General features: G+C 43.2%; 25 protein-coding genes. 11 read left to right on the top strand and 14 right to left on the bottom strand.

Annotated elements, in window-relative coordinates:
* The first annotated feature begins 209 nt into the window (after positions 1-209).
* The 3 genes from G5S32_RS07835 (at position 210) to G5S32_RS07825 (ending at position 1,902) form a co-directional block, all read left to right on the top strand.
* Positions 210-749: a histidine phosphatase family protein gene (locus G5S32_RS07835; RefSeq protein WP_165312750.1), complete on the top strand. Its 540-nt coding sequence runs from the start codon at positions 210-212 to the stop codon at positions 747-749.
* A gap of 123 nt (positions 750-872) precedes the next feature.
* Positions 873-1,367, top strand: a complete 495-nt coding sequence (locus tag G5S32_RS07830) for a GNAT family N-acetyltransferase (protein ID WP_165311480.1) — start codon at positions 873-875, stop codon at positions 1,365-1,367.
* Positions 1,368-1,518: 151 nt separating this feature from the next.
* Positions 1,519-1,902: a hypothetical protein gene (locus G5S32_RS07825; RefSeq protein WP_165311479.1), complete on the top strand. Its 384-nt coding sequence runs from the start codon at positions 1,519-1,521 to the stop codon at positions 1,900-1,902.
* A 619-nt stretch (positions 1,903-2,521) separates the two neighbouring features.
* On the opposite strand, the gene G5S32_RS07820 is transcribed toward G5S32_RS07825, so the two are convergent.
* Complete coding sequence (locus G5S32_RS07820) at positions 2,522-2,758, bottom strand: PAS factor family protein (RefSeq protein ID WP_165311478.1); 237 nt, start codon at positions 2,756-2,758, stop codon at positions 2,522-2,524.
* 227 nt (positions 2,759-2,985) lie between these two features.
* Between G5S32_RS07820 and G5S32_RS07815 the strand changes: the two genes are divergently transcribed.
* From G5S32_RS07815 to G5S32_RS07790, 6 genes are all read left to right on the top strand, one after another.
* Positions 2,986-3,492, top strand: a complete 507-nt coding sequence (locus G5S32_RS07815; protein ID WP_207621621.1) for a P-loop nucleotide/nucleoside kinase family protein — start codon at positions 2,986-2,988, stop codon at positions 3,490-3,492.
* A gap of 202 nt (positions 3,493-3,694) precedes the next feature.
* Positions 3,695-4,006: a DUF4144 family protein gene (locus tag G5S32_RS07810; RefSeq protein WP_165311477.1), complete on the top strand. Its 312-nt coding sequence runs from the start codon at positions 3,695-3,697 to the stop codon at positions 4,004-4,006.
* Positions 4,007-4,065: 59 nt separating this feature from the next.
* Positions 4,066-4,671 (top strand): HAD family hydrolase, encoded by a 606-nt coding sequence (locus G5S32_RS07805; protein WP_246201088.1) that lies wholly within the window; start codon positions 4,066-4,068, stop codon positions 4,669-4,671.
* 20 nt (positions 4,672-4,691) lie between these two features.
* Positions 4,692-5,138: a GNAT family N-acetyltransferase gene (locus tag G5S32_RS07800; RefSeq protein ID WP_165311475.1), complete on the top strand. Its 447-nt coding sequence runs from the start codon at positions 4,692-4,694 to the stop codon at positions 5,136-5,138.
* A gap of 93 nt (positions 5,139-5,231) precedes the next feature.
* Positions 5,232-5,642, top strand: coding sequence for an SRPBCC family protein (locus G5S32_RS07795; RefSeq protein WP_165311474.1), 411 nt, complete (start codon positions 5,232-5,234; stop codon positions 5,640-5,642).
* 145 nt (positions 5,643-5,787) lie between these two features.
* Positions 5,788-6,117, top strand: coding sequence for a DHCW motif cupin fold protein (locus G5S32_RS07790; RefSeq protein ID WP_165311473.1), 330 nt, complete (start codon positions 5,788-5,790; stop codon positions 6,115-6,117).
* 37 nt (positions 6,118-6,154) lie between these two features.
* Here G5S32_RS07790 and G5S32_RS07785 read toward each other — a convergent pair whose 3' ends face one another.
* Positions 6,155-6,391: an RNA recognition motif domain-containing protein gene (locus tag G5S32_RS07785; protein WP_165311472.1), complete on the bottom strand. Its 237-nt coding sequence runs from the start codon at positions 6,389-6,391 to the stop codon at positions 6,155-6,157.
* 182 nt (positions 6,392-6,573) lie between these two features.
* On the opposite strand from G5S32_RS07785, the gene G5S32_RS07780 reads away from it, so the two are divergent.
* Entirely contained in the window at positions 6,574-7,032 is a 459-nt protein-coding gene (locus G5S32_RS07780; RefSeq protein WP_165311471.1) for an exoribonuclease R, read from the top strand.
* Positions 7,033-7,117: 85 nt separating this feature from the next.
* Here G5S32_RS07780 and G5S32_RS21635 read toward each other — a convergent pair whose 3' ends face one another.
* Positions 7,118-7,249: a hypothetical protein gene (locus G5S32_RS21635; RefSeq protein WP_281347253.1), complete on the bottom strand. Its 132-nt coding sequence runs from the start codon at positions 7,247-7,249 to the stop codon at positions 7,118-7,120.
* Between the two features lie 391 nt (positions 7,250-7,640).
* On the opposite strand from G5S32_RS21635, the gene G5S32_RS07775 reads away from it, so the two are divergent.
* Positions 7,641-8,456, top strand: a complete 816-nt coding sequence (locus tag G5S32_RS07775; protein ID WP_165311470.1) for a PhzF family phenazine biosynthesis protein — start codon at positions 7,641-7,643, stop codon at positions 8,454-8,456.
* Positions 8,457-8,491: 35 nt separating this feature from the next.
* On the opposite strand, the gene G5S32_RS07770 is transcribed toward G5S32_RS07775, so the two are convergent.
* Genes G5S32_RS07770 through G5S32_RS07720 form a run of 11 tightly spaced genes read right to left on the bottom strand, consistent with a single transcriptional unit; the run spans position 8,492 to position 18,727 of the window.
* Complete coding sequence (locus tag G5S32_RS07770; protein WP_165311469.1) at positions 8,492-9,355, bottom strand: GHMP family kinase ATP-binding protein; 864 nt, start codon at positions 9,353-9,355, stop codon at positions 8,492-8,494.
* A complete protein-coding gene (cobD, locus tag G5S32_RS07765; protein WP_165311468.1) occupies positions 9,348-10,427 on the bottom strand; it encodes a threonine-phosphate decarboxylase CobD in 1,080 nt (359 codons plus the stop codon). The genes G5S32_RS07770 and cobD overlap by 8 nt, the downstream gene beginning before the upstream one ends.
* A gap of 11 nt (positions 10,428-10,438) precedes the next feature.
* The gene (gene cobA, locus G5S32_RS07760; RefSeq protein WP_165311467.1) at positions 10,439-11,224 is read right to left on the bottom strand and encodes a uroporphyrinogen-III C-methyltransferase; all 786 of its coding nucleotides are present in this window, start codon (positions 11,222-11,224) and stop codon (positions 10,439-10,441) included.
* Positions 11,221-12,417 carry an acetate/propionate family kinase gene (locus tag G5S32_RS07755; RefSeq protein ID WP_165311466.1) on the bottom strand — a complete coding sequence of 399 codons (1,197 nt, stop codon included), beginning with the start codon at positions 12,415-12,417 and terminating at the stop codon, positions 11,221-11,223. Before G5S32_RS07755 ends, cobA begins: the two co-directional genes overlap by 4 nt.
* Positions 12,418-12,422: 5 nt before the next feature.
* Positions 12,423-12,890 (bottom strand): EutP/PduV family microcompartment system protein, encoded by a 468-nt coding sequence (locus tag G5S32_RS07750; protein WP_165311465.1) that lies wholly within the window; start codon positions 12,888-12,890, stop codon positions 12,423-12,425.
* A gap of 3 nt (positions 12,891-12,893) precedes the next feature.
* Positions 12,894-13,247, bottom strand: coding sequence for an ethanolamine utilization microcompartment protein EutS (gene eutS, locus G5S32_RS07745; protein ID WP_102941949.1), 354 nt, complete (start codon positions 13,245-13,247; stop codon positions 12,894-12,896).
* A 10-nt stretch (positions 13,248-13,257) separates the two neighbouring features.
* Positions 13,258-13,806: a BMC domain-containing protein gene (locus G5S32_RS07740; RefSeq protein ID WP_165311464.1), complete on the bottom strand. Its 549-nt coding sequence runs from the start codon at positions 13,804-13,806 to the stop codon at positions 13,258-13,260.
* A gap of 3 nt (positions 13,807-13,809) precedes the next feature.
* Positions 13,810-15,192 carry a 4Fe-4S dicluster domain-containing protein gene (locus tag G5S32_RS07735; RefSeq protein ID WP_281347252.1) on the bottom strand — a complete coding sequence of 461 codons (1,383 nt, stop codon included), beginning with the start codon at positions 15,190-15,192 and terminating at the stop codon, positions 13,810-13,812.
* Positions 15,189-16,301, bottom strand: coding sequence for a 1-propanol dehydrogenase PduQ (locus G5S32_RS07730; RefSeq protein ID WP_165311463.1), 1,113 nt, complete (start codon positions 16,299-16,301; stop codon positions 15,189-15,191). The genes G5S32_RS07735 and G5S32_RS07730 overlap by 4 nt, the downstream gene beginning before the upstream one ends.
* Before the next feature lie 17 nt (positions 16,302-16,318).
* Positions 16,319-17,725, bottom strand: a complete 1,407-nt coding sequence (locus G5S32_RS07725; protein ID WP_165311462.1) for an aldehyde dehydrogenase family protein — start codon at positions 17,723-17,725, stop codon at positions 16,319-16,321.
* Positions 17,726-17,734: 9 nt separating this feature from the next.
* A complete protein-coding gene (locus G5S32_RS07720) occupies positions 17,735-18,727 on the bottom strand; it encodes a cob(I)yrinic acid a,c-diamide adenosyltransferase (protein WP_165311461.1) in 993 nt (330 codons plus the stop codon).
* Between the last annotated feature and the right edge of the window lie 5 nt (positions 18,728-18,732).

Raw genomic sequence — 18,732 nt, 5'->3', positions numbered from 1 at the left:
TCGTTAGTATCGATGAAAAGCCAGATCTTCAAATATAGGATCGCACCATTTCTGAGTAGCAATAGCTAACAAACATCTCAAGCCAGCTCACACTATTTGGCTAAATTTACAAATTCGCGTATGCTCATTTTATCGTAAATTTATCCAAACCGTTCAGCAGCTTAACGGGGCGTTACGCTAATCGCGTCAAAACGGAGATTTAGAAACGAATCTACATCGTATTTGTAAGACATGGTGTGCCTGATTATTCGCTATCTGACAAGCGAAAAATGAGCCAACTGGAAAAGGATTATGCTCCTTTAAATCGAGACCACATAGATGAGCTAAAGGCTGTTGCTCTAGAAATCCAACTCGAAAAAGCAGAAGTTATTATATCGTCACCTTATACAAGAGCACTCCAAACCGCTGAAATTATTAATCGTACACTCGGTTTAGAACTCTTTGTTGAGCATGACCTACGTGAATGGCGAGCGGACATGGACGGTGGCTATGTAGGCCTTCAAGAAAGAGATCGTCGCTGGCATGAGTATCGTGCCTCACTGAAAAATAATGCGGTGCCTAAGAATGTTTCTTATGAGTCATGGGCAGCACTAAGAAACCGTGCAGAAAATGTTTTATCTCGATATACGCATTACTCTAAGGTAATAGTTGTTTCTCATTTCAACGTGTTTGAAAGCCTGGCTGGCTATCAAGATACAGGCATTGATTGTGGAAGCTATCGTTTGCTTAGGTTGGAAGGATTTGGCTAATAAACGCCTCGAGGGGCTTCCAGTCTCAATGAGCCGCGGTGGTTATGGTTGTCGTGGTTAAGTTTGGTGTTATGTGTTGTCAGCCCTTTAGGCGGAAGTTATATGTTTATCAGGAAAATTGACATGGAAGTGGTAGAGGCTAATCCTAGTTTGGATCCAATATTAGCCAGTTATGCAAAAGAATGCCTAGATTCAGGTATCCCTAAATATTCGGGTGTAGAGCAAAATCCGAGAGCTTATTTATCTGGTTTGATCAAACGTTCTAAGGCAACTTCTGAGTTACCAAACGGATATTTACCCAGTACAACTTACTATTGTGTGTCGAACTTTGAAATTTTAGGTGCAATCCGAGTTCGCAAAGGCACTAATGCCAATGTAGAAAATACAATTGGTCACATTGGCTACGAAACTAGACCGTCCGCTCGTGGCAGAGGCGTCGCTTCATTTCTTCTTGCATGGGTTCGCGACCACGTTGTCACTGACTCAGTTATTGTTACTTGCTCAATTGACAACCTAGCATCTCAAAAAGTCATCGAAAACTGTGGGGGTGAATATCTCGGTAACTACACAGATGACCGTGAGGGTACGGTAAGGCGCTATCGTCTAGCACGCACATAACAATGCGTTCAAGAAGGACAGCAAACGTTCGGCGGTTTTAATTCAAATCTTTCAGCCAGTTAACTCAGCGTTATGTGAGAATAAACTCGCATTGTTTATTGGTTTTAGCTGATTTTTCCGCATTTTATAGAACAATATAAAAGGAGGTTCTATGATGCGTAAAATTGAGTTCATTGGTCATGCCCGAGCACTTTCTTTGAGTATGTCATCTGTATTTGGTGGTGTAGCAATGCTACTGATAATGCAGTTTATATTTTCTATAGATCAAAATGCATTTACCTATGGGGCTGTGATCGTTGGTGCAATTTTTCAATACAAAACCACGGTATGGAAATGTGAGAGCAATCTTTCAGCTGATAATGACGAGATTTATCTTTTTGGTATTCCAGCTGCATTGAGATACCAGAAATCAATACTTGGTCGACGGTATATACGTGTTACTTCTTTGACTAGTAGTGGTTATCACAGGGTAAAGGTATATGAACCTTGGGTGTCTAAGAGCGATTGGCAGATCATGTTGAAAAAGTGCACATAACAAAAGTTTCACGGCGGATTTGCAACGCTCGGCGGTTTGGGTTTGATTTGGCATTTTTACTATGTGTCAATTTTAGTTATTAAGGCTGTATGCAGATTGCGCTGTTCTCACTTATAAGGGGGCGTTATATCTAGAGGGCAACATGAACAGATTTAAAGACCATCCCATATTCGAAAATGTGGATGAGAGAACTCGTTACCGTGCCATTCAATTAGCGATTACACGTTCGAAAGTGTATATAAAACCGACAGTTATCCTAAAATTAGTGATAACATTTTTGCTTACATCACTGACTTTATGGGTAATGTTAGGAGCATTTTCATGGTCAGTTGTTATTGGTTCTGTTGTTCTTATAGGGATAAATCGTATTGTTTTATATCATGACTTTGAACGTTACGTAAAACCACTGCTAAATGAGTGTTTGTGCGATGTTCGTCGATTTCCGAATATACGCAAATAAAGATAGCAAAAGCTTGAAACCGAAAGCCAACGAGTGGCACTTTTGGTTTGCAGTAATTTTAGTCAATAAGTTGGTTTGTTTGTGTTTTGCGCAATAGAGTTTAGCGCCTTAGGCTGCGTTAACAATGGCCCATTTTAGAGTAAGGGCCATATAGGTGCATCAAGATGTGGACTTATCAAGTAGTTTAATCGCAGTATTTACTGCATTGCTAATGTTGTGTGTTTCAATTTTACCAGAGCTTGCTGGGCCTAAAACATTTGAGTAAAGGGCTAGTTGTTTATCAAATGATAAAGCTAAATGATCATATAGATTTTGGCGAATTTGAGCGTGTTGCTCGGGCTCTTGATTTATGAGCTGTTGTATTGTGCTCTGAATGAGGTTTGTGGTTACTTTCATATTTATTTTATAAAATTCAATTAGTTTATACGGTATGATATATCTATATATTTTAATGGCTAAGCATTCAACAACCTAAATCACATAACAAGCAATTTAAGAATATTCGCAGCCAGTAACAGCTTTTGTTTACATCCATCTTTAATGTTTATGGTGGTTTCATTGGCTTGTTCAATACGTTGCTCATGACTGAATTAGACGTTAATTACGATGGAGCGAAGTTCAATTTGAATAAACCAACGCTATATGTTTTTTCTGGTCTTCCTGCTTCTGGGAAATCAACACTTGCTAAGCTACTTTCTCAGAAAACGAGTTCTATATACGTCCGAATTGACACAGTAGAACAAGGACTACGTGACCTGTGTAATTTTAACGTCCAAGGTGAGGGGTACCGCTTAAGCTATAGAATTATTCGAGATAACCTATCGCTAGGTATCAGTGCTATTGCAGATTCCTGTAATCCTATTGCGTTAACTCGCGCTGAGTGGGAAGTTCTCGCGGGAAGCGTCGGAGCTAATTTTGTAAATATAGAGATTAATTGTTCCGACAGTAAAGAGCATGAGATGAGAGTAAATACTCGTGTGACAGATATTCCCAATCTAGAACTTCCGAACTGGCTACAGGTTCAAAATAGACATTATGAACCTTGGCAATCTGATGTAGTTAAAATTGACACGGCAGGTAAAACGATAGATGCATCGTTTTCAGAATTGTTAGTAAAGCTAGGTTTATAAAATATCATACAACTGCCGATTTAAGTGGCAATGCCAACGTTTTGCGAATAGGTTTTAAATGGAAGGCAATTATTTTTAGTTTTGCTTTGCATAACTATTGTGAATATTTGGCGAGTTTGCTTTAAATTGAGCTTCACAGGGAAGTCTGCTTGTTTAGGATTGAATTGAAGGTTTAGTGTGGCGTTATACGTTGGAGGTGCTGGTGATTAATTGGCCTTGTATTCTAAAACTGGATAGAGATGATGAACTTATTTACTTGGAGTCGGAGAGTGAGTTGAACAATGAATGTTCTGGTTTGATTCTTAGCCACGAAGATCTTGTCATTGATTCTGAAGGTTTTACTTACTCAATATTTTACAACGGTTCGAATACTGAACTGCTCAACAAGCAAGTTCAAATTACGGTGGATGATGCCTCAAAACTCATTCAACGTCATGAGTTTTGCCTTGCTGAGGTGTGTTTAACGAAAATTCAGTTTGAAACGGTATCTGACGCAATTAACTGTTTGAAATAGAAATAAGAAAAAACTATAGGGAGAGAGTTTTGAAAGAGTATCAGGTGTACCTGTTTGATATGGATGGTACTTTAGTGAATTCTGAGCCCTTAAAAGGAAAAGCGTTAGCGCTGGCTTGCGGTGATTATGGTTCAACAGTGGATTTCAACATCTACAAAGATGTGATGGGTGAAAACTGGCAAATGGTAACCCGTCACTTTTTCAAAAACGCAAATATCTTTCCTGAACTGGCAGAGTTCAATAAACACTTTCGGGCTCACTACGAGCAGCTTTTAGCTGAAAACTTAAAGTTAAACCCTGGTGCGAAAGCCTACATTAAGTACCTGAACGATGAAGGGAAACGCTGTGCAGTAGTTAGTTCAGCAGCCACTTGGATGGTGGACAATATTCTCAATGCCTTGGAACTCAGAGATTCATTTGAAGTAGTGATTACCCAAGATCACGTGACAAAGCATAAACCAGATCCAGAAGCGTTTAACTTAGCTTTGCTAAAATTCGATGTTACACCTGAACACGCATTGATATTTGAGGACTCGAATGCAGGAGTATTAGCTGGGTTAGCAAGCGGTTGTGATGTGGTGGCTGTGAGACATGCGTTCAACGGGAAAAACGATTTGAGCGGCGCAATAGCTTGCATTGATAGCTTTGAAGAAATGTTCGTTTAACAGGGCGACACAGGAAACATATGGACATCATCCTTTCACAATTTAAACCGCATGAGCATTTGCCTGCGTTCTCCGAATTTAAACGGTATATGAAGCCAATCGTGGATAGCGCGATAGGGTGGGATGAAGATTTTCAAAGATCATCATTCGAATCGAGGTTACAGCCCGAGTGGTTTCGCTGGATACTATCGAATGGAGAAAAAGTGGGCTATGTCTGTAGTCGCATAAAATCCAGTAGCCTTCATATCCATTTACTTATTATCTTTGAACATCAGCATAGAAAAGGTTTTGCGTCGTCTGTTATTAAAGCAATCAAATCTGAAGCGAATTCACAGCGATTAGATTTAACTTTGAGCTGTTTTAAAAACAATCTTCCAGCAGCTAACCTGTATAAGCAGTTGAAGTTTGAAATCAGCTCAGAAGATGAACATTTCTATAACTTCATAAGTGTGGTGGAACACTCGTAGCGAAGCCATTCATTCGAAAATATGTACGCTTTAGTGTTCTAAATACCTTAATGTAGTGTTGGCTGTCATTTATTGGATAAATAGGGGAAGGGGATGAAAATTCACATTTCGGCTACCGTAAACGCACCAAAAGACAAAGTTTGGCAAGCCTATACAACGCCAGAAGACATCGTTCAATGGAATGCAGCTTCAGACGATTGGCACACCACCGAAGCGAGTGTGGATCTGCGTGTTGGTGGTCAGTTTTGCTCTCGAATGGAAGCGAAAGATGGTAGTTTTGGTTTCGACTTTGCAGGAACTTATACCAATGTAGAAGTTGGGCATCTCATCGAATACGAGTTTGGTGGTAGAACCGCACAGGTAGTCTTTGCCGATGAAGCTACGGGAACACGCATTGACATTAAATTTGATCCCGAAGACGAAAACCCAATCGACATGCAAATCGATGGCTGGCAAGCAATTCTTAATAATTTTAAATGCCATGTTGAAAGCCAACAAAGCTAGTAGGTTGTTGGTAAAGCATTTATGCATTTGCCAGTGCTTTACTTGGCGTTAAAAGTCACAAGATGTGTATGGTGATTTGGTGTTTAACTAAGCGTTATCTATGTCGCTGTATGGGATTTAATCGAATTTACTCAAGGAATGAAGAATGGAAATAGATAACCTGCCTTTTGGAATTACAGATTGGAGCGATGTTGAGAGAACAGAGCACACTGGTGAAACAGGCACGGCTTATTGGCGAACCAAGCACTTTGATAAGCTTCGTGTAAGGATGGTTGAGTATTCTGAAAACTATTTGGCAGACCATTGGTGCTCAAAAGGACACATCTTATTCTGCATATCAGGAGAGTTAACAACTGAACTTGATGATGGCCGAGTTTACACCCTGAAACCGGGTATGAGTTACCAAGTTGCAGATAATGCAGAGGCTCATCGTTCTTCAACTACAGTTGGCGCTAAGCTTTTTATTGTTGATTAATAAAAAACCAGCTTCATCAGCTGGTTTAATAATTCGATTATTGCGCTTCTTTTACGCGAATCTTGCTTTTGGCAACACTAGCTAGATTAAGTGCAGCAATCGCCGACTTCGCTTCTGATACGTCAGGCATTTCGACGAATGCAAAACCTTTCGATAAGCCAGTTTCTTTATCTAACACCAGTGTGCATTGAGCCACTGAACCGTGTTCAGAAAACAGTTTACGAATGTCGTGTTCAGTTGTTGTGCGAGCGAGGTTGCGAACTAAGATTTTCATAGATGTCCGTTGGTATGGAAGTTACGTAGGGCATTGTCTCAATAAAGACTGTAGCCACCAAGCGATAGTTTTGTTTTGCGGCAAAATAGTTGTACTTTGCTATTTCTGAGCATTAAAGGTGGTAAAGCAAATCTTTGTGACTAAAATACGGGCTCAGTTTAACCACCTAAACAGTGACTATTATGCTTCGTGACTATACCTTTGACTGCCTTGTAACCATGCCTCGCCACGAACTGGAAGAATTCGCCGTTCGAATGATCAGTAAAATGGTTCCAGAAGACGTGATGAGCGAAATTTTTACTTTCGAACAGGAAGAGGTCGACAGTGAAGAGCGCATGATGTCTGCACGTCTAGACGCAATGCTTCGCATGACTGCAATCGCACTGAGTGAAATTCAGCAAGCGTTTGATGATTCAGACAACGCGAAACAAAACAGTGAAAGAATGACCCGCTTAGTGCTTTGGCATTTCTACGCCATCTCTTTCAATTTGGAACAAGCTATTACGCTTGAAACTCATTGTGAATTGGTTGAAAAGCTGCTGGTAAATGCGCCTGTAGATGCATTCGGTTGGGTGAATGCGTTAACCGAGCTATTGCACACCTATGCTGATATCAATGCTAAAGAGAACTCGCAAGAATAGAGCTTACTCAGGGGCAAGTGAGTATCTGAACTTGCTTGCCTTTCTGTCTATTGATAAGCCAACTTAGCTAGTGATTGTTTTTGTCTTATCCCGTTGTCAAAGTAACAATGGTAGCCGCAACGGTTTCTAACAGTTCAGCGGAGCACAATAAAGCGGCGATGATGGTGCTTTGAATCAACAAGACATACGCCAGAAAAGTAGTGGCATTTATTTTCATAATCTCACTCTGTTACTGAAGGAAATGAACGCTACTTAATTTGCCTGCAACAGCCAAATGCACAGGCGATTCAATCATCCATATTTGATTTTAAAATTCCCTTAATCCAGGCAGTTCTGCTTGTTCTAGGGCATATCAACCATCTATAGAGTTATTGTGATCAATACGAAAATCGACGATCGTTTTGTGTTTTGTTTTCTGTATTGGTCGCTAAATGTAGTGATGTTTATTCACCAAAAAATCAGTTTGTTGTAAACGTTTGGTTAAACGTTTCTGATCGTGTAGACATCGTTGAAATCGGTCTAGCATCTCATTGTAAAGTGTGGGTTTGAAAACTCGCGCAATCTGTTAGCATGCAAGGAACTCACTAGCGCGCATTAAGGGAATGTTTGTGGAAGTTAACGTATATCAAGTCGATTCATTCACGTCTGAAGTGTTCAAAGGGAATCCTGCCGGTGTATGTATTACAGACTCCGCTCTTGATGAAACCCAAATGTATGCAATTGCCGCAGAAATGGCGGTATCTGAAACCGCTTTTTTCTCCATGGATTCGATGCAGCTTCGCTGGTTTACTCCCGAAGTGGAGGTCAAACTCTGCGGGCATGGCACGTTGGCGGTTGCGCATATTTTAAAACAACTGGCTTTATATAAGACGGGTGACACTATTGGCTTTCATACCTTGTCAGGTTTGCTAACCGCTGAGCTGGATACTGATGAAATTCACCTTACCTTTCCTGCACCAATTATAGAATTCGATGCTGAAATAAACGTGGAGCTGATTGAAAGAATCGGACTTCATAAATCTAACATCGTGGATTACGGGATTTTCGATACTAAGCAGTTCATTGTGATTAGCGATGAAGCACTTCTTTACCAACTTGCACCTGATTTTAGCGCAATGGCAAAACTGAAAGGACGAGGTGTGTTGGTGACGGCTCAAAAAAGTCAGACTAACGAAATTAAGGGTGTTGATTTTGTGTCACGCTATTTTGCACCTTGGGTAGGCGTTAACGAAGATCCAGTAACAGGTTCAGCGCATTGTGCATTGAGTGTCTATTGGTCAAAAGTACTTAACAAAACAAAGTTAAAAGCGTATCAAGCATCTCGTCGAGGTGGTTATGTTGACGTAGAACAGCTTGATGCAAACACCGTCAAACTTTCAGGAAAAGCTGTCACCGTTCTACAAGGGCAGATGCGAATTGCTTAAGAAAAAGCAGTTTAGTGGTGTTCGCTTGATTGATACTAGCGAATACCGCCGTCAACCATCTTGCATTGATGAAAATGGGGGTAACAATGTCTTATTCCCAGATTTTCCATATCGAAAATAGCGTGTTCAATATCGTGTATTTTCGCGTCAAAAAGTAGCCCAACCACACTGCCACTGTGAGCAACATTTAACCCGTACAGGCCGTGTTTTTCGACAATGTTAAGTAGTTGTTCAAAGCGAGGTTTAGGCAAAATGATCTGGCTTTCAATAGCGCTTGCAGTTGCTGCTCTGCCTAGTTGATTCGGGTTGTGCAATTTAATGGCATCTGCCAGATCAGTGTTCGCCGTATCTAATCTCAATGAAGAACTCATCAATGAATGGCGGTGATCGACTTTGTGGTATGCCGCCGTATCGAGCTGTATTGGGCTTTCCAATACCAACACATCAAGATTTGTCATTGAACCGTATTGCGCTGCCACAACGCCTTGGTTGTGATCAAATAAGGTTAGGGCATTGAACATGGTGCTGTCGGTGGGTTCGAGTTGAGCGCAAAGGGAAGCAAGGTGTTCTGCTGTGTAGTCACACTGAAAATAGCGATAGGTTGCAGCGACTGTGGCTGCGATATCGGCGGTGCTGCTTGCCATCCCCTTTGCTACGGGAATAGTAGAGTGAAAGTCGATCTTTAATTGCTGAGATTCTGCGCTTGGTATATTGAGCTGCTTTAGGGTTAACTCCAGCGCTTTGCGCATCATCGGTCTTTGATTACTTAGCGTAGCCAAACCAGAGCTGACTTCGACGGTACTGAACCAATCAATAGGGCAAGACACCAGCTTTTCACCGCCGGAAATCCATCCTTGAATTAGCTCTCCGCACGAAGCTGGGCAGCTCGCTTCAGCCATGATTAAAAACCTTCTTAAGGGCTGACACTAAGCGTTCATTGTCTGCTCTGGATTTAATTGCTACACGGTAAAAGCACTTATCCAAACCTATGTAGTTAGCGCAGCTACGAATCAAAATGCCGTGTTTCATTAGCTGTGATTGCAGCGCCGACTGACTATCCAAGTGTTTGAAAAAGATGTAGTTCGCTGAAGGTTTATAGAGTTTGATTTGTTCAAACTGTTGCAATTCACCTAATAGATAAGTTTGCTCTTTGGCAAGCCAGTTGTAGGTTGCTTGATGATAGGTGATGAAATCAAACAGCACTTCTCCTGCTAATGCAGCAAGGGCATTGATAGTCCAAGGTTCTCTTTGCTCACGGATCTGTTGTAAAAGCTCTGCGTCGGAAGAGAGCATATAGCCTAAACGTAAACCGGGCAGGGCATAAAACTTAGTTAGAGAGCGTAAGATATAAAGATTTGAGTGGTCAGGTAAGTACCTGCAAAGACTTTTAGTATCGGGCATAAAATCAAGAAACGATTCATCAACGAATAACTTGATGCCCATGACGTCACAACGATTTAAGATTTCAATCAGCAAGTCTGGGTCAGGTTGCAGTCCTGTCGGATTATTAGGTGTACACAAAAACAAGCAATCAAGATCGGGTGACAGAGCAGTGAGAATACGTTTGGTTACGCGAAATTCTTCCTCTTCACACAGTAAATAGTTGGTGATTTTACAACCAACGCGTGTAAGCGCGCGGCGGTATTCGCCAAAACTTGGTTCCACGAGTAGTGCTTTCTTGGGTTTTACGTATTGAGCCCAAAGGAAGATCAGCTCAGTTGCGCCATTGCCAGCAATTACATGGCTTTGTGAACACTGATGGTGACGAGCCAACTGACGATGCAGCAGGTGGTAATCAATATCGGGATATTGTTCTAAGCGCGATAGGTTTTCTACAAGCAGATGTTTTAATCCTCCGGGCATACCCAGAGGATTGATGTTTGCACTGAAATCAATGACATCGCTGGGAGCGAGACCAAATTGATTTGCCATTTGCAGGACATTACCACCGTGTTGTCCACTTATCGCCATATTGACTGCCTTTAAGCTAAATCGAGTTGAAGTTGTGCTAACTCGCTAATTTGACGACATGTGGCTTTAAACGAAAGTGTTGCGTGTTTCTGAGCAACGCCGCCAATCACTATCAAGGCTGGCGAAGTAATACCTTCTTCTTGCACGCGCTGTGCTATATCAGTAACGGTTCCAGTAACCACTTGTTGGTTATCACGGCTAGCATAACGAACCACCGCTGCGGGAGTATCCGTAGCTTTACCGCCGTCGACCAATTGCTGACAGATGTTTTCGATTTGACTCATACCCATCAAAATAACGAGAGTACCATCTAGTTTAGAATACAAAGACCAATCGAGTGGATCTTTACCTTGCTTTAGATGTCCTGTTACTACGTGAAAGGAGGAGGCATGATCTCTGTGAGTGACAGGGATACCCGCATAAGCTAAACCACCAATGGCAGAACTAATTCCCGGAACGACTTCAAATTCGATTCCATGTTCTACCAAGGCATCGGCTTCTTCACCACCACGACCAAACACATAGGGGTCACCACCTTTCAAGCGCACGACATTGTAGCCCTGTTGGGCGAAATTCACTAAGGTTTCATTGATGTCATCTTGAGGAATTGGGTGAAAATTCGGTAACTTACCCACATTGACCATTTGGCAACTGCTTGGTGCTTGCTGCAATATCTCTTTGCTTACCAGCCTATCGTAAACAATGACGTCGGCCTCACGGATACAATACAGCGCCTTTACTGTTAATAGTGTTGGGTCGCCCGGACCTGCACCCACTAACCAAACTTTCCCTTTCATAGTGATACCCTCATGACGTCTTTAGCAATCATTAGTTCTTCATTAGTTTCAATTACCGCTAAAGAAATTGAACTCTCTTGAGTGGAAAAAATCGTTGATTTAGAGCGGTTTTTGTTCACATCGACAAAAATTCCTAGTGGTTCTAGTGAACAACATACGCTTTCTCGGATATCGGTAGAGTTTTCCCCGATACCACCGGTAAATAAAATGGCGTCTACGCGACCTAACTTCACCAGATACTGACCAACATAAGCTCGTACACGTTCGACAAACATATCCAACGCTAACTTGGCTTGTTGATTGGTTTTTGATGCTTGTTGTATATCGCGGCAGTCGTGAGATAGTTCTGATACACCTAGAAAACCTGAGCGGCTATTCATCATCTCGTTTAACTGAGACAAAGTTAGCGATTCTTTTTCAGCTAGGAACGGCAGAATAGAAGGGTCGATGTCTCCACAACGAGTCCCCATCATTACCCCAGCAAGCGGTGTAAATCCCATCGAAGTATGAACCGATTCACCGCCTTTAATGGCACAAATACTGGAGCCGTTTCCTAAATGGCAGGTGATGAGATTCAAATCAGCAATCGGTTTACCAATCATTTCGGCATAATGGTTCGCAACGTACTTGTGGCTCGTGCCATGGAACCCATAGCGACGAATACCGTGCTTACGGTAATACTCGTACGGAATAGGGTAGATGTAATCAGGTTTTGCCATGGTCTGATGAAAAGAGGTGTCAAATACGGCGACTGCTTTTGCATCGGGTAACGCCTGTTTAAACGCGTGTATTCCGGTTAAGTTGACAGGGTTATGTAACGGTGCCAAGTCACTTAATCGAGTGATTTTTTCAATCGTGTCATCATTGATGATGGCGCTATCAGGGAAGTATTCACCTCCATGTGCCACTCGATGACCCACTCCTTGTATCTCTTTTAAATCAGCAACAATTCGGTACTCAATTAAACTGGTAAGCAGCATATCCACCGCTTGCTGGTGGTTGGCTATGCTGATGGTCTTACTCACTTTTTGTCCGTTGAACTTCATGGTAAAAATTGCATCGGCTAAACCAATACGTTCAACCAAACCTTGGCATAGAGAAACTTCATCAGGCATTGAAAATAACTGAAATTTAAGAGAAGAACTGCCAGCGTTAATGGCGATAATTTTCTGAGATGTTTCGTTAAGTGACATCGTGCTTAATTCCTTTCTGTAACAAGTGCTAAAGCTTGTTGATCCTTAGTTTCACTGAGGTACTCCACCAAATCGTCAATACCATCGCCATTGAATGAGGAGGTAACAAAAATTGGGTCTGCGCCTGCATTGGCTAAATGGGCGATGGCTTCTCCAATACTGGCATCAGGGGCGTCGGCTTTAGTGACAATACCGATCACAGGCTTGGTGAAAGCACTGGAAAATAAAGGGGAGAACATTTGTTGAATGGCTGTTGCGCTGTGAACTAACCCTATGATGTCGGCATCGTAGGATGTGGTGATCAGAGCGCTGTTGAGACAGCGATTTTCCAAGTATTCCCCAGGGGTATCAATGGATAGATCTTCACATTCCAACGACTGAGTTTTTTGATAACGTAATGGTAAGCCGCGTAGTTTTTGCAGCAGCGTGGTTTTGCCACTCAGTGTTTGACCTACCAACATCAGACGTTTCATTGCTTAGGTCCTAGTAATATCACATGGGGTGAACTTGAGTTGATTGCTCAGCACATGAATCACCTGTTTAAGCGCATATTCCACCGCAGATACGTCTCCGGTGATCACTACCGCACCGGTGAAACGGTCGATAAAACCGATTTCGACATTGCCGGATTTGGTCGTTACATCACTGGCGATGATTGCACCTTCACTAGGTGTTATCGTCATAATACCGATAGCATTTGCGGCTTCATTCAACCCAAGTTTCTTGTAAACCGCTTTATTCGGATTGGCGATAAGATGCGCCAGTGTCACCTGTTTACCCGGTACGTATTCCTGAATAACGCGCTCTTTTTTTTCTAAGTTATCGAACATAGCAACCTCGTTACATCAACTGACGCCATAACTCAGGGTGTGGTTTTGCAATCACAGAGCCGTGAACCAGTAAGCCTTTGTCACTTGCTCGGTTACTGCCGACAGTGACGGCGGTTTGCACATCAGAAACATCACCATTTACGACGAAATAGCATTTACCACCTATACCAAACGCCATATGAATTCTGAGCAATTCGATGTTGGAGGCTTTAATAGCAGCGTCTGCGGCTTCAATACAAGTTGCTACGCTGTAGGTTTCCACTACGCCAATAGACTGCTTATGGTCGGTGACTGTGACACCGCTTAAAGCGGGCAGAATAGAGGCGTGAACGTTGGGCAACACAAAGCTATCAATTGCCATGTGTTCACCTTGTCGTTCTCCATTTTCTACCGACTGTTTTACAGCTGCGATTTCTCCTCCAACCATAATGATGTATTTACCCGGACAGATGGTTTTCGCTGTCAAAAGTTCTACATTGGCGCTTTTTAGCATCGTATCGGTAACTTCGATTCCTTTGGCGATACTGTTGAGTTCAACTAATCCAATTGCATGATGCATACATTACCCCCGACGCATTGTGATAACTTTGGTGTCAACTTCCGTAATGGTGCCTGTGATACTTGCATGCTGAGCAACGCTGAGCGCATCAGGTGCTGCTTTTGCAATACAATCTCCGGCTTCAACATCATCACCAACACTGACAACAGGAACAGAAGGAGCACCGATATGCTGTTGCAGTGGGATGGAAACAAACTCTGGTTGCCATAAAGGTTCAACCATTGGTGCTTCATGGTAGTAAGGCAGTAAATTAAGACGCTTAACCAGACGTCCGATAGGGACTAAACGATGTTCAGCCATCGGATCTTGTGGCTCTATTTCACCTTCGTATTTTGCTTTTTGAGCGCGTAATTCACCTTTTAAGATCTGGTTAATACGCATAGGCGAAATCTCAACAGGGCATGCGTAGCTTTCACAGACGCTGCATTCCGAGCAGGTTAACGCCGATAGCAAGGTTGAAGGTTTAGCAAACTGTTTGTAACTCATCGACTTAACCAGTTCATGCGGTGATAGTTCATGACCGATGATGTGTCTTGGGCATAAGTCGGTACATAGGCGGCATTGCTCGCATACGGTTTTCGCCATCGCGATGATTTGTTGATCGGTTTTAAGACGACGCTGAATAAGCAGATGTTCTCTGGGAAATACCAAAATGCCCCCTGTGGTTTTCGTAACAGGAGCATCAATATCAGAGATGTATTTGCCCATCATGGGACCACCATTGATGAACTCTGGATGGTCGACAGTGCAACCTCCAGCAAGCTCAATCAACTCACTCATTTTTGTACCGATAGGAACAGTAAGCGTCATTGGTTTGTTTACTGCACCATTAATGGTGAGCGTTCTATGGGTGACGGGCTTCTCTTCATCAATCGCTTTGGCTAGGTTAATTAGGGTTTGAACATTGTTTACCACTACACCAATGCTGATCGGAATTTGTGCCGGTGGCACGCGTCGACCTGTAGCAAGCCAAATAGTGATGACTTCGTCTCCCGCAGGGTACACATCTGGCAGAATATGGATGCGGATGTTGTCGGTAAGCAGGGGGGTAAGTGTGGCAATCGCTTTTTTGTATTTAGCTTTGAGAGCAATGATGCCTTCTTTCGCACCAGTTGCTTTCATGCCATAGCGAATGCCTTGAATCAGCTCACAGGCGTGGCTCACCATGAGCTGTTGGTCAACTTTCAGCATCGGTTCACATTCAGCGGCATTGACCAGAAATATTTCAGCTTTCGATTGCAGCTTCACATAGGTTGGAAAACCCGCGCCTCCTGCACCGACGATGCCAGATTCACGCGCAATATCCGCGATTTTTTCAGCGGATAGAGATTTCATTTTACGTAACGGTGCTTCCTTCGTTTCCGTCATACTATTAGTTAGGGTCATAGGATTGCCTCTATGATTTGTTTCACCTGCAGCGGGTTCGCTTTATACGGAGTAGTTGTCATGGTGGAATCTTGTAATGTGGATTCCACTAACGCATCCATTTGGGCGAGAACGTCTCTGCGGGTAATTTTTAATACGTGTAATGAAGTGGCTATCTTCACTTCTTTTTGTAATCTGACGATGTTGTGGATCAGTTGATTCACAGCGGCTTCAGCAGACGCATCTGGATGACAGAAGCGGCACGCTTTCGCGATGCGTGCGTAACGTTTGCGAGCGCGAATATCGTTTTTTGCGTTGAAACGAATCACGTGGGGCAACAAAATTGCGTTCGCCAATCCATGAGCAACGTGGAACTTGCCACCTAACTGATGGGCGATAGCGTGGTTTATTCCTAAACCTGACTGGCTAAATGCCATGCCCGCCATACACGATGCGTTGTGCATCTTTTCCCGAGTTTTCTCACAATTGCCTTTGACACAAGCGGTGGGTAGATACTCAAACACTAAAGATATGGTCTTCTCTGCTAAAGCATCGCTAAAGTCATTGGCTGTGGTTGACACATAAGCTTCGATGGCGTGTGTTAGCACATCCATCCCCGTATTGGCAGTGATATGGGGAGGCACAGTAACGACAAATGAAGGGTCCAGTATCGCTTCATCAGGGTAGATAGTGGCATCAAATATTGGGTATTTAATGCCTTTGTTTTCATCGGTGATCACGGTTGCATTAGTGACTTCCGAGCCTGTACCGCTGGTGGTTGGTATGGCGATGCAACGTTCAAGCTTGATATCGAATTTGGTGGCGAAGAAGACCATTGCTTTAGCTGCATCAATGGCAGATCCTCCGCCAAAACCAATGACTACATCGGGTTTAAACGCAATGAGGTCTTTCATGCCTGAAACAACCGTCAACACATTCGGATCAGGCTGAATATCGGTATAGACTCGGATTTCATTGCCTTTGAGTTCCGCTTTGACACGCTCAATAGGTGTGCCTTTAGCGAGAAACTCATCGCAGACAATCCAAACGCGCTTGTTTTGATATTTGTTCAAGCGTTTCAGGCTGTTTTCACCACTATATATGGCGGTTGATATAGAAAAACGTTTCATGGTATTCGCCACCAAAATCAACGGATTGAAAAGCCGTTAGTTAACGTGCAACGTCTTAGTCGGCAGAAGGTTCTGGCAGACGTTGTTCCTTCACCCGTTGGCGTTGCAATCGTAAAGGTGTTAAACCCTTCAGCTCCGAAACCGATACCTGCGTATGAAGGTCCGTTTTTAACAAATATCGATGTTTGCATCAGCTGTGCGACTTTGTTTAAACGCGACACGTTCTGTGAATGCATGACCGCAGTGTGGTGCAGTCCGTTTTCGACTTTGAGCGATATCGCTAAGGCTTCTTCAAAGTCTTTTGCACGCACTATTGGCAACACTGGCATGAGCTGCTCGTGAACCACAAGTGGGTCATCTTTTGCGGTTTCGACGATGATCAGTTTTGGCTCTTTTAGCGGAACTGGCAGACCTGCAGCTTCAAGAATGGTTGTGGTGCTTTTACCAATCAGTTTTTTATTGATTCCACCGTCAATAATGCAGGCTGCTTTAAGTGCTTTGACATCTTCTGAACTGCGAATCAGCAGGGCTCCGTAATCCACCATTTGCGTGATGAGTTCGTCAGCGACTTGATTGACTACCACAACCGCTTTTTCTGCAATACATGGGATGTTGTTATCAAGGGAAGCGCCAGAAACGATGTCCTGCGCGGCTTTAGTAATCTCGGCAGTTTCGTCAACTAAGCAAGGCGGGTTCCCCGCTCCGGCGCCAATGGTTTTCTTACCGCTTTTAAGACCCATGGTCACAATCGCAGGTCCACCGGTAATGGCTAATACAGCAATGTCTGGGTGCTGCATCATTAACTGGGTATTTTCAAAACTTGGCGTAGCAACCGTCACGACTAAGTTATGCACACCGCAGGTTTTATAGATTAGGTTCTCAATACGTTTGATTAACCAGATTGAAAGATTTTTCGCACCCGGATGAGGGCTAAAGTAAATCGCATTACCTGCCGCAAGCATACTTATACTGTTGTTGATGATCGTTTCCGTTGGGTTGGTACTTGGTGTGATTGAACCAATCACGCCAAATGGCGAATATTCAAACAACACCATACCGTCATCGCCAGTCAACGCTGTGGTTTTGAGATCTTCAATGCCCGGCGTTTTTTCCAGAGCCAGTTTGTTTTTTAAGATCTTATGACCAACATTGCCCATACCAGTTTCTTTGACTGCTTCTTCTGCAAGATAAGGAATATCGGCTTCTAGCTCTGCGCGTAGCGTTGCGATGATTGCACTACGGCATTTCAATGGTAGTTCATGGTAACGACGATAGGCATCGTTAGCTGCTTTGATTGCGCTGTCGACATCGTCAAAGATAGCGATGCTTTTAGGCGCTTCACTGTTTGATACTTTCCCTGTTTCACTGGCAAGCTTTTCAGTCAGGATGGTACGAATGATTCCTTCGAGTTCTGTGCTATTCATAATGATTCCTTAGAGTCCTTTTAATGCGGCTTGCGCTATTTGCATATCTTCTTCAACCGAGCCGCCACTAATACCAATCCCGCCTATGATTTTTCCATCAGCGAAAATAGGGTAGCCGCCACCGAAAGAGACCAATTGATCACTGCAACTGGCTTCGATTTGGAACAGAGGTTGACCCGGTTGAACAAGGTTATGTAATTCGTGAGTTGCCATTTTTAGAGCCACGGCGGTATAGGCTTTTTTGAGCGCCAATTCGCTGCTGACTAACAGAGCGTGTGGCATGCGATAACTTAAGATGGTGTTGCCATGGGCATCGACCAGAGCAAAAACAATAGGAATGCCGATCTGTTTGGCTTCTGCTATTGCGAGCTGTAACAGTTTCAACGCAGTCTGTGTTGCCTTGTCCTGAGCCGGAGAGTGGTGTACGCCGTTTGCTGTGAGCGTTTGGTATCGCTGAACAACTTTGCTAATCACACATTTAATTTGATTCTCGTGGTCTTCGAGTCGCGCTAAGGCATAGAGCGCATCAGAGAGTCGATTGAGATATTTCATTAACTCTGGGCGAACCGGTTTGATTTCGTTCACTGCCAGTACTCTTCTTTCTGCACGGCGAGATACTGCGCGAGCAAGATGCATTTGGCTCCCTGAAACCGAACTTCCCGGTAACACAAAGCTGTGCAGTGCTGGTACTTGAGCCATAGCAGCATCAATTGCGTCTTCTAACGCTTTGATCTCTTGTTCACCCACTTGCTGCTGATTGTCTGATTTAACGTTGAGATCTGGGGATGCTAGCTCAGCGCCGATATAGAACAGTTGATATTGAATGCTATCAAGCAGCTGTTTTGTGTTTTCAACCGTCGCCAATTTCTGAGCAACACTGATGTTGGCATTGAGTTCATCGACGGTTCCGTAAGCTTCAACCTGTATGTCGGTTTTTGCTATGCGAACGCCACCTACAAGAGAAGTAGTGCCTTTGTCTCCGGTTTTGGTGTAAATGCCCACGAGAC

Source organism: Vibrio ziniensis (assembly GCF_011064285.1).
In the GTDB taxonomy this organism is placed as follows: domain Bacteria; phylum Pseudomonadota; class Gammaproteobacteria; order Enterobacterales; family Vibrionaceae; genus Vibrio; species Vibrio ziniensis.
Note: the sequence above shows the minus strand (reverse complement) of the source record. Positions and strands in the feature narration are given on the sequence as shown.

Bases quoted from the DNA above. Each gene is read 5' to 3' on its own strand.
- cobD (WP_165311468.1), bottom strand. From the start codon at position 10,427: ATGGCGATAAGTGGACAACACGGTGGTAATGTCCTGCAAATGGCAAAT.
- G5S32_RS07800 (WP_165311475.1), top strand. From the start codon at position 4,692: ATGGACATCATCCTTTCACAATTTAAACCGCATGAGCATTTGCCTGCG.
- G5S32_RS07740 (WP_165311464.1), bottom strand. From the start codon at position 13,806: ATGCATCATGCAATTGGATTAGTTGAACTCAACAGTATCGCCAAAGGA.
- cobA (WP_165311467.1), bottom strand. From the start codon at position 11,224: ATGAAAGGGAAAGTTTGGTTAGTGGGTGCAGGTCCGGGCGACCCAACA.
- G5S32_RS07805 (WP_246201088.1), top strand. From the start codon at position 4,066: ATGGATGGTACTTTAGTGAATTCTGAGCCCTTAAAAGGAAAAGCGTTA.
- G5S32_RS07750 (WP_165311465.1), bottom strand. From the start codon at position 12,890: ATGAAACGTCTGATGTTGGTAGGTCAAACACTGAGTGGCAAAACCACG.
- G5S32_RS21635 (WP_281347253.1), bottom strand. From the start codon at position 7,249: ATGAAAATAAATGCCACTACTTTTCTGGCGTATGTCTTGTTGATTCAA.
- G5S32_RS07830 (WP_165311480.1), top strand. From the start codon at position 873: ATGGAAGTGGTAGAGGCTAATCCTAGTTTGGATCCAATATTAGCCAGT.
- G5S32_RS07825 (WP_165311479.1), top strand. From the start codon at position 1,519: ATGATGCGTAAAATTGAGTTCATTGGTCATGCCCGAGCACTTTCTTTG.
- G5S32_RS07785 (WP_165311472.1), bottom strand. From the start codon at position 6,391: ATGAAAATCTTAGTTCGCAACCTCGCTCGCACAACAACTGAACACGAC.
- G5S32_RS07735 (WP_281347252.1), bottom strand. From the start codon at position 15,192: ATGACCCTAACTAATAGTATGACGGAAACGAAGGAAGCACCGTTACGT.
- eutS (WP_102941949.1), bottom strand. From the start codon at position 13,247: ATGTTCGATAACTTAGAAAAAAAAGAGCGCGTTATTCAGGAATACGTA.
- G5S32_RS07770 (WP_165311469.1), bottom strand. From the start codon at position 9,355: ATGGCTGAAGCGAGCTGCCCAGCTTCGTGCGGAGAGCTAATTCAAGGA.
- G5S32_RS07725 (WP_165311462.1), bottom strand. From the start codon at position 17,725: ATGAATAGCACAGAACTCGAAGGAATCATTCGTACCATCCTGACTGAA.
- G5S32_RS07730 (WP_165311463.1), bottom strand. From the start codon at position 16,301: ATGAAACGTTTTTCTATATCAACCGCCATATATAGTGGTGAAAACAGC.
- G5S32_RS07790 (WP_165311473.1), top strand. From the start codon at position 5,788: ATGGAAATAGATAACCTGCCTTTTGGAATTACAGATTGGAGCGATGTT.
- G5S32_RS07755 (WP_165311466.1), bottom strand. From the start codon at position 12,417: ATGTCACTTAACGAAACATCTCAGAAAATTATCGCCATTAACGCTGGC.
- G5S32_RS07820 (WP_165311478.1), bottom strand. From the start codon at position 2,758: ATGAAAGTAACCACAAACCTCATTCAGAGCACAATACAACAGCTCATA.
- G5S32_RS07795 (WP_165311474.1), top strand. From the start codon at position 5,232: ATGAAAATTCACATTTCGGCTACCGTAAACGCACCAAAAGACAAAGTT.
- G5S32_RS07780 (WP_165311471.1), top strand. From the start codon at position 6,574: ATGCTTCGTGACTATACCTTTGACTGCCTTGTAACCATGCCTCGCCAC.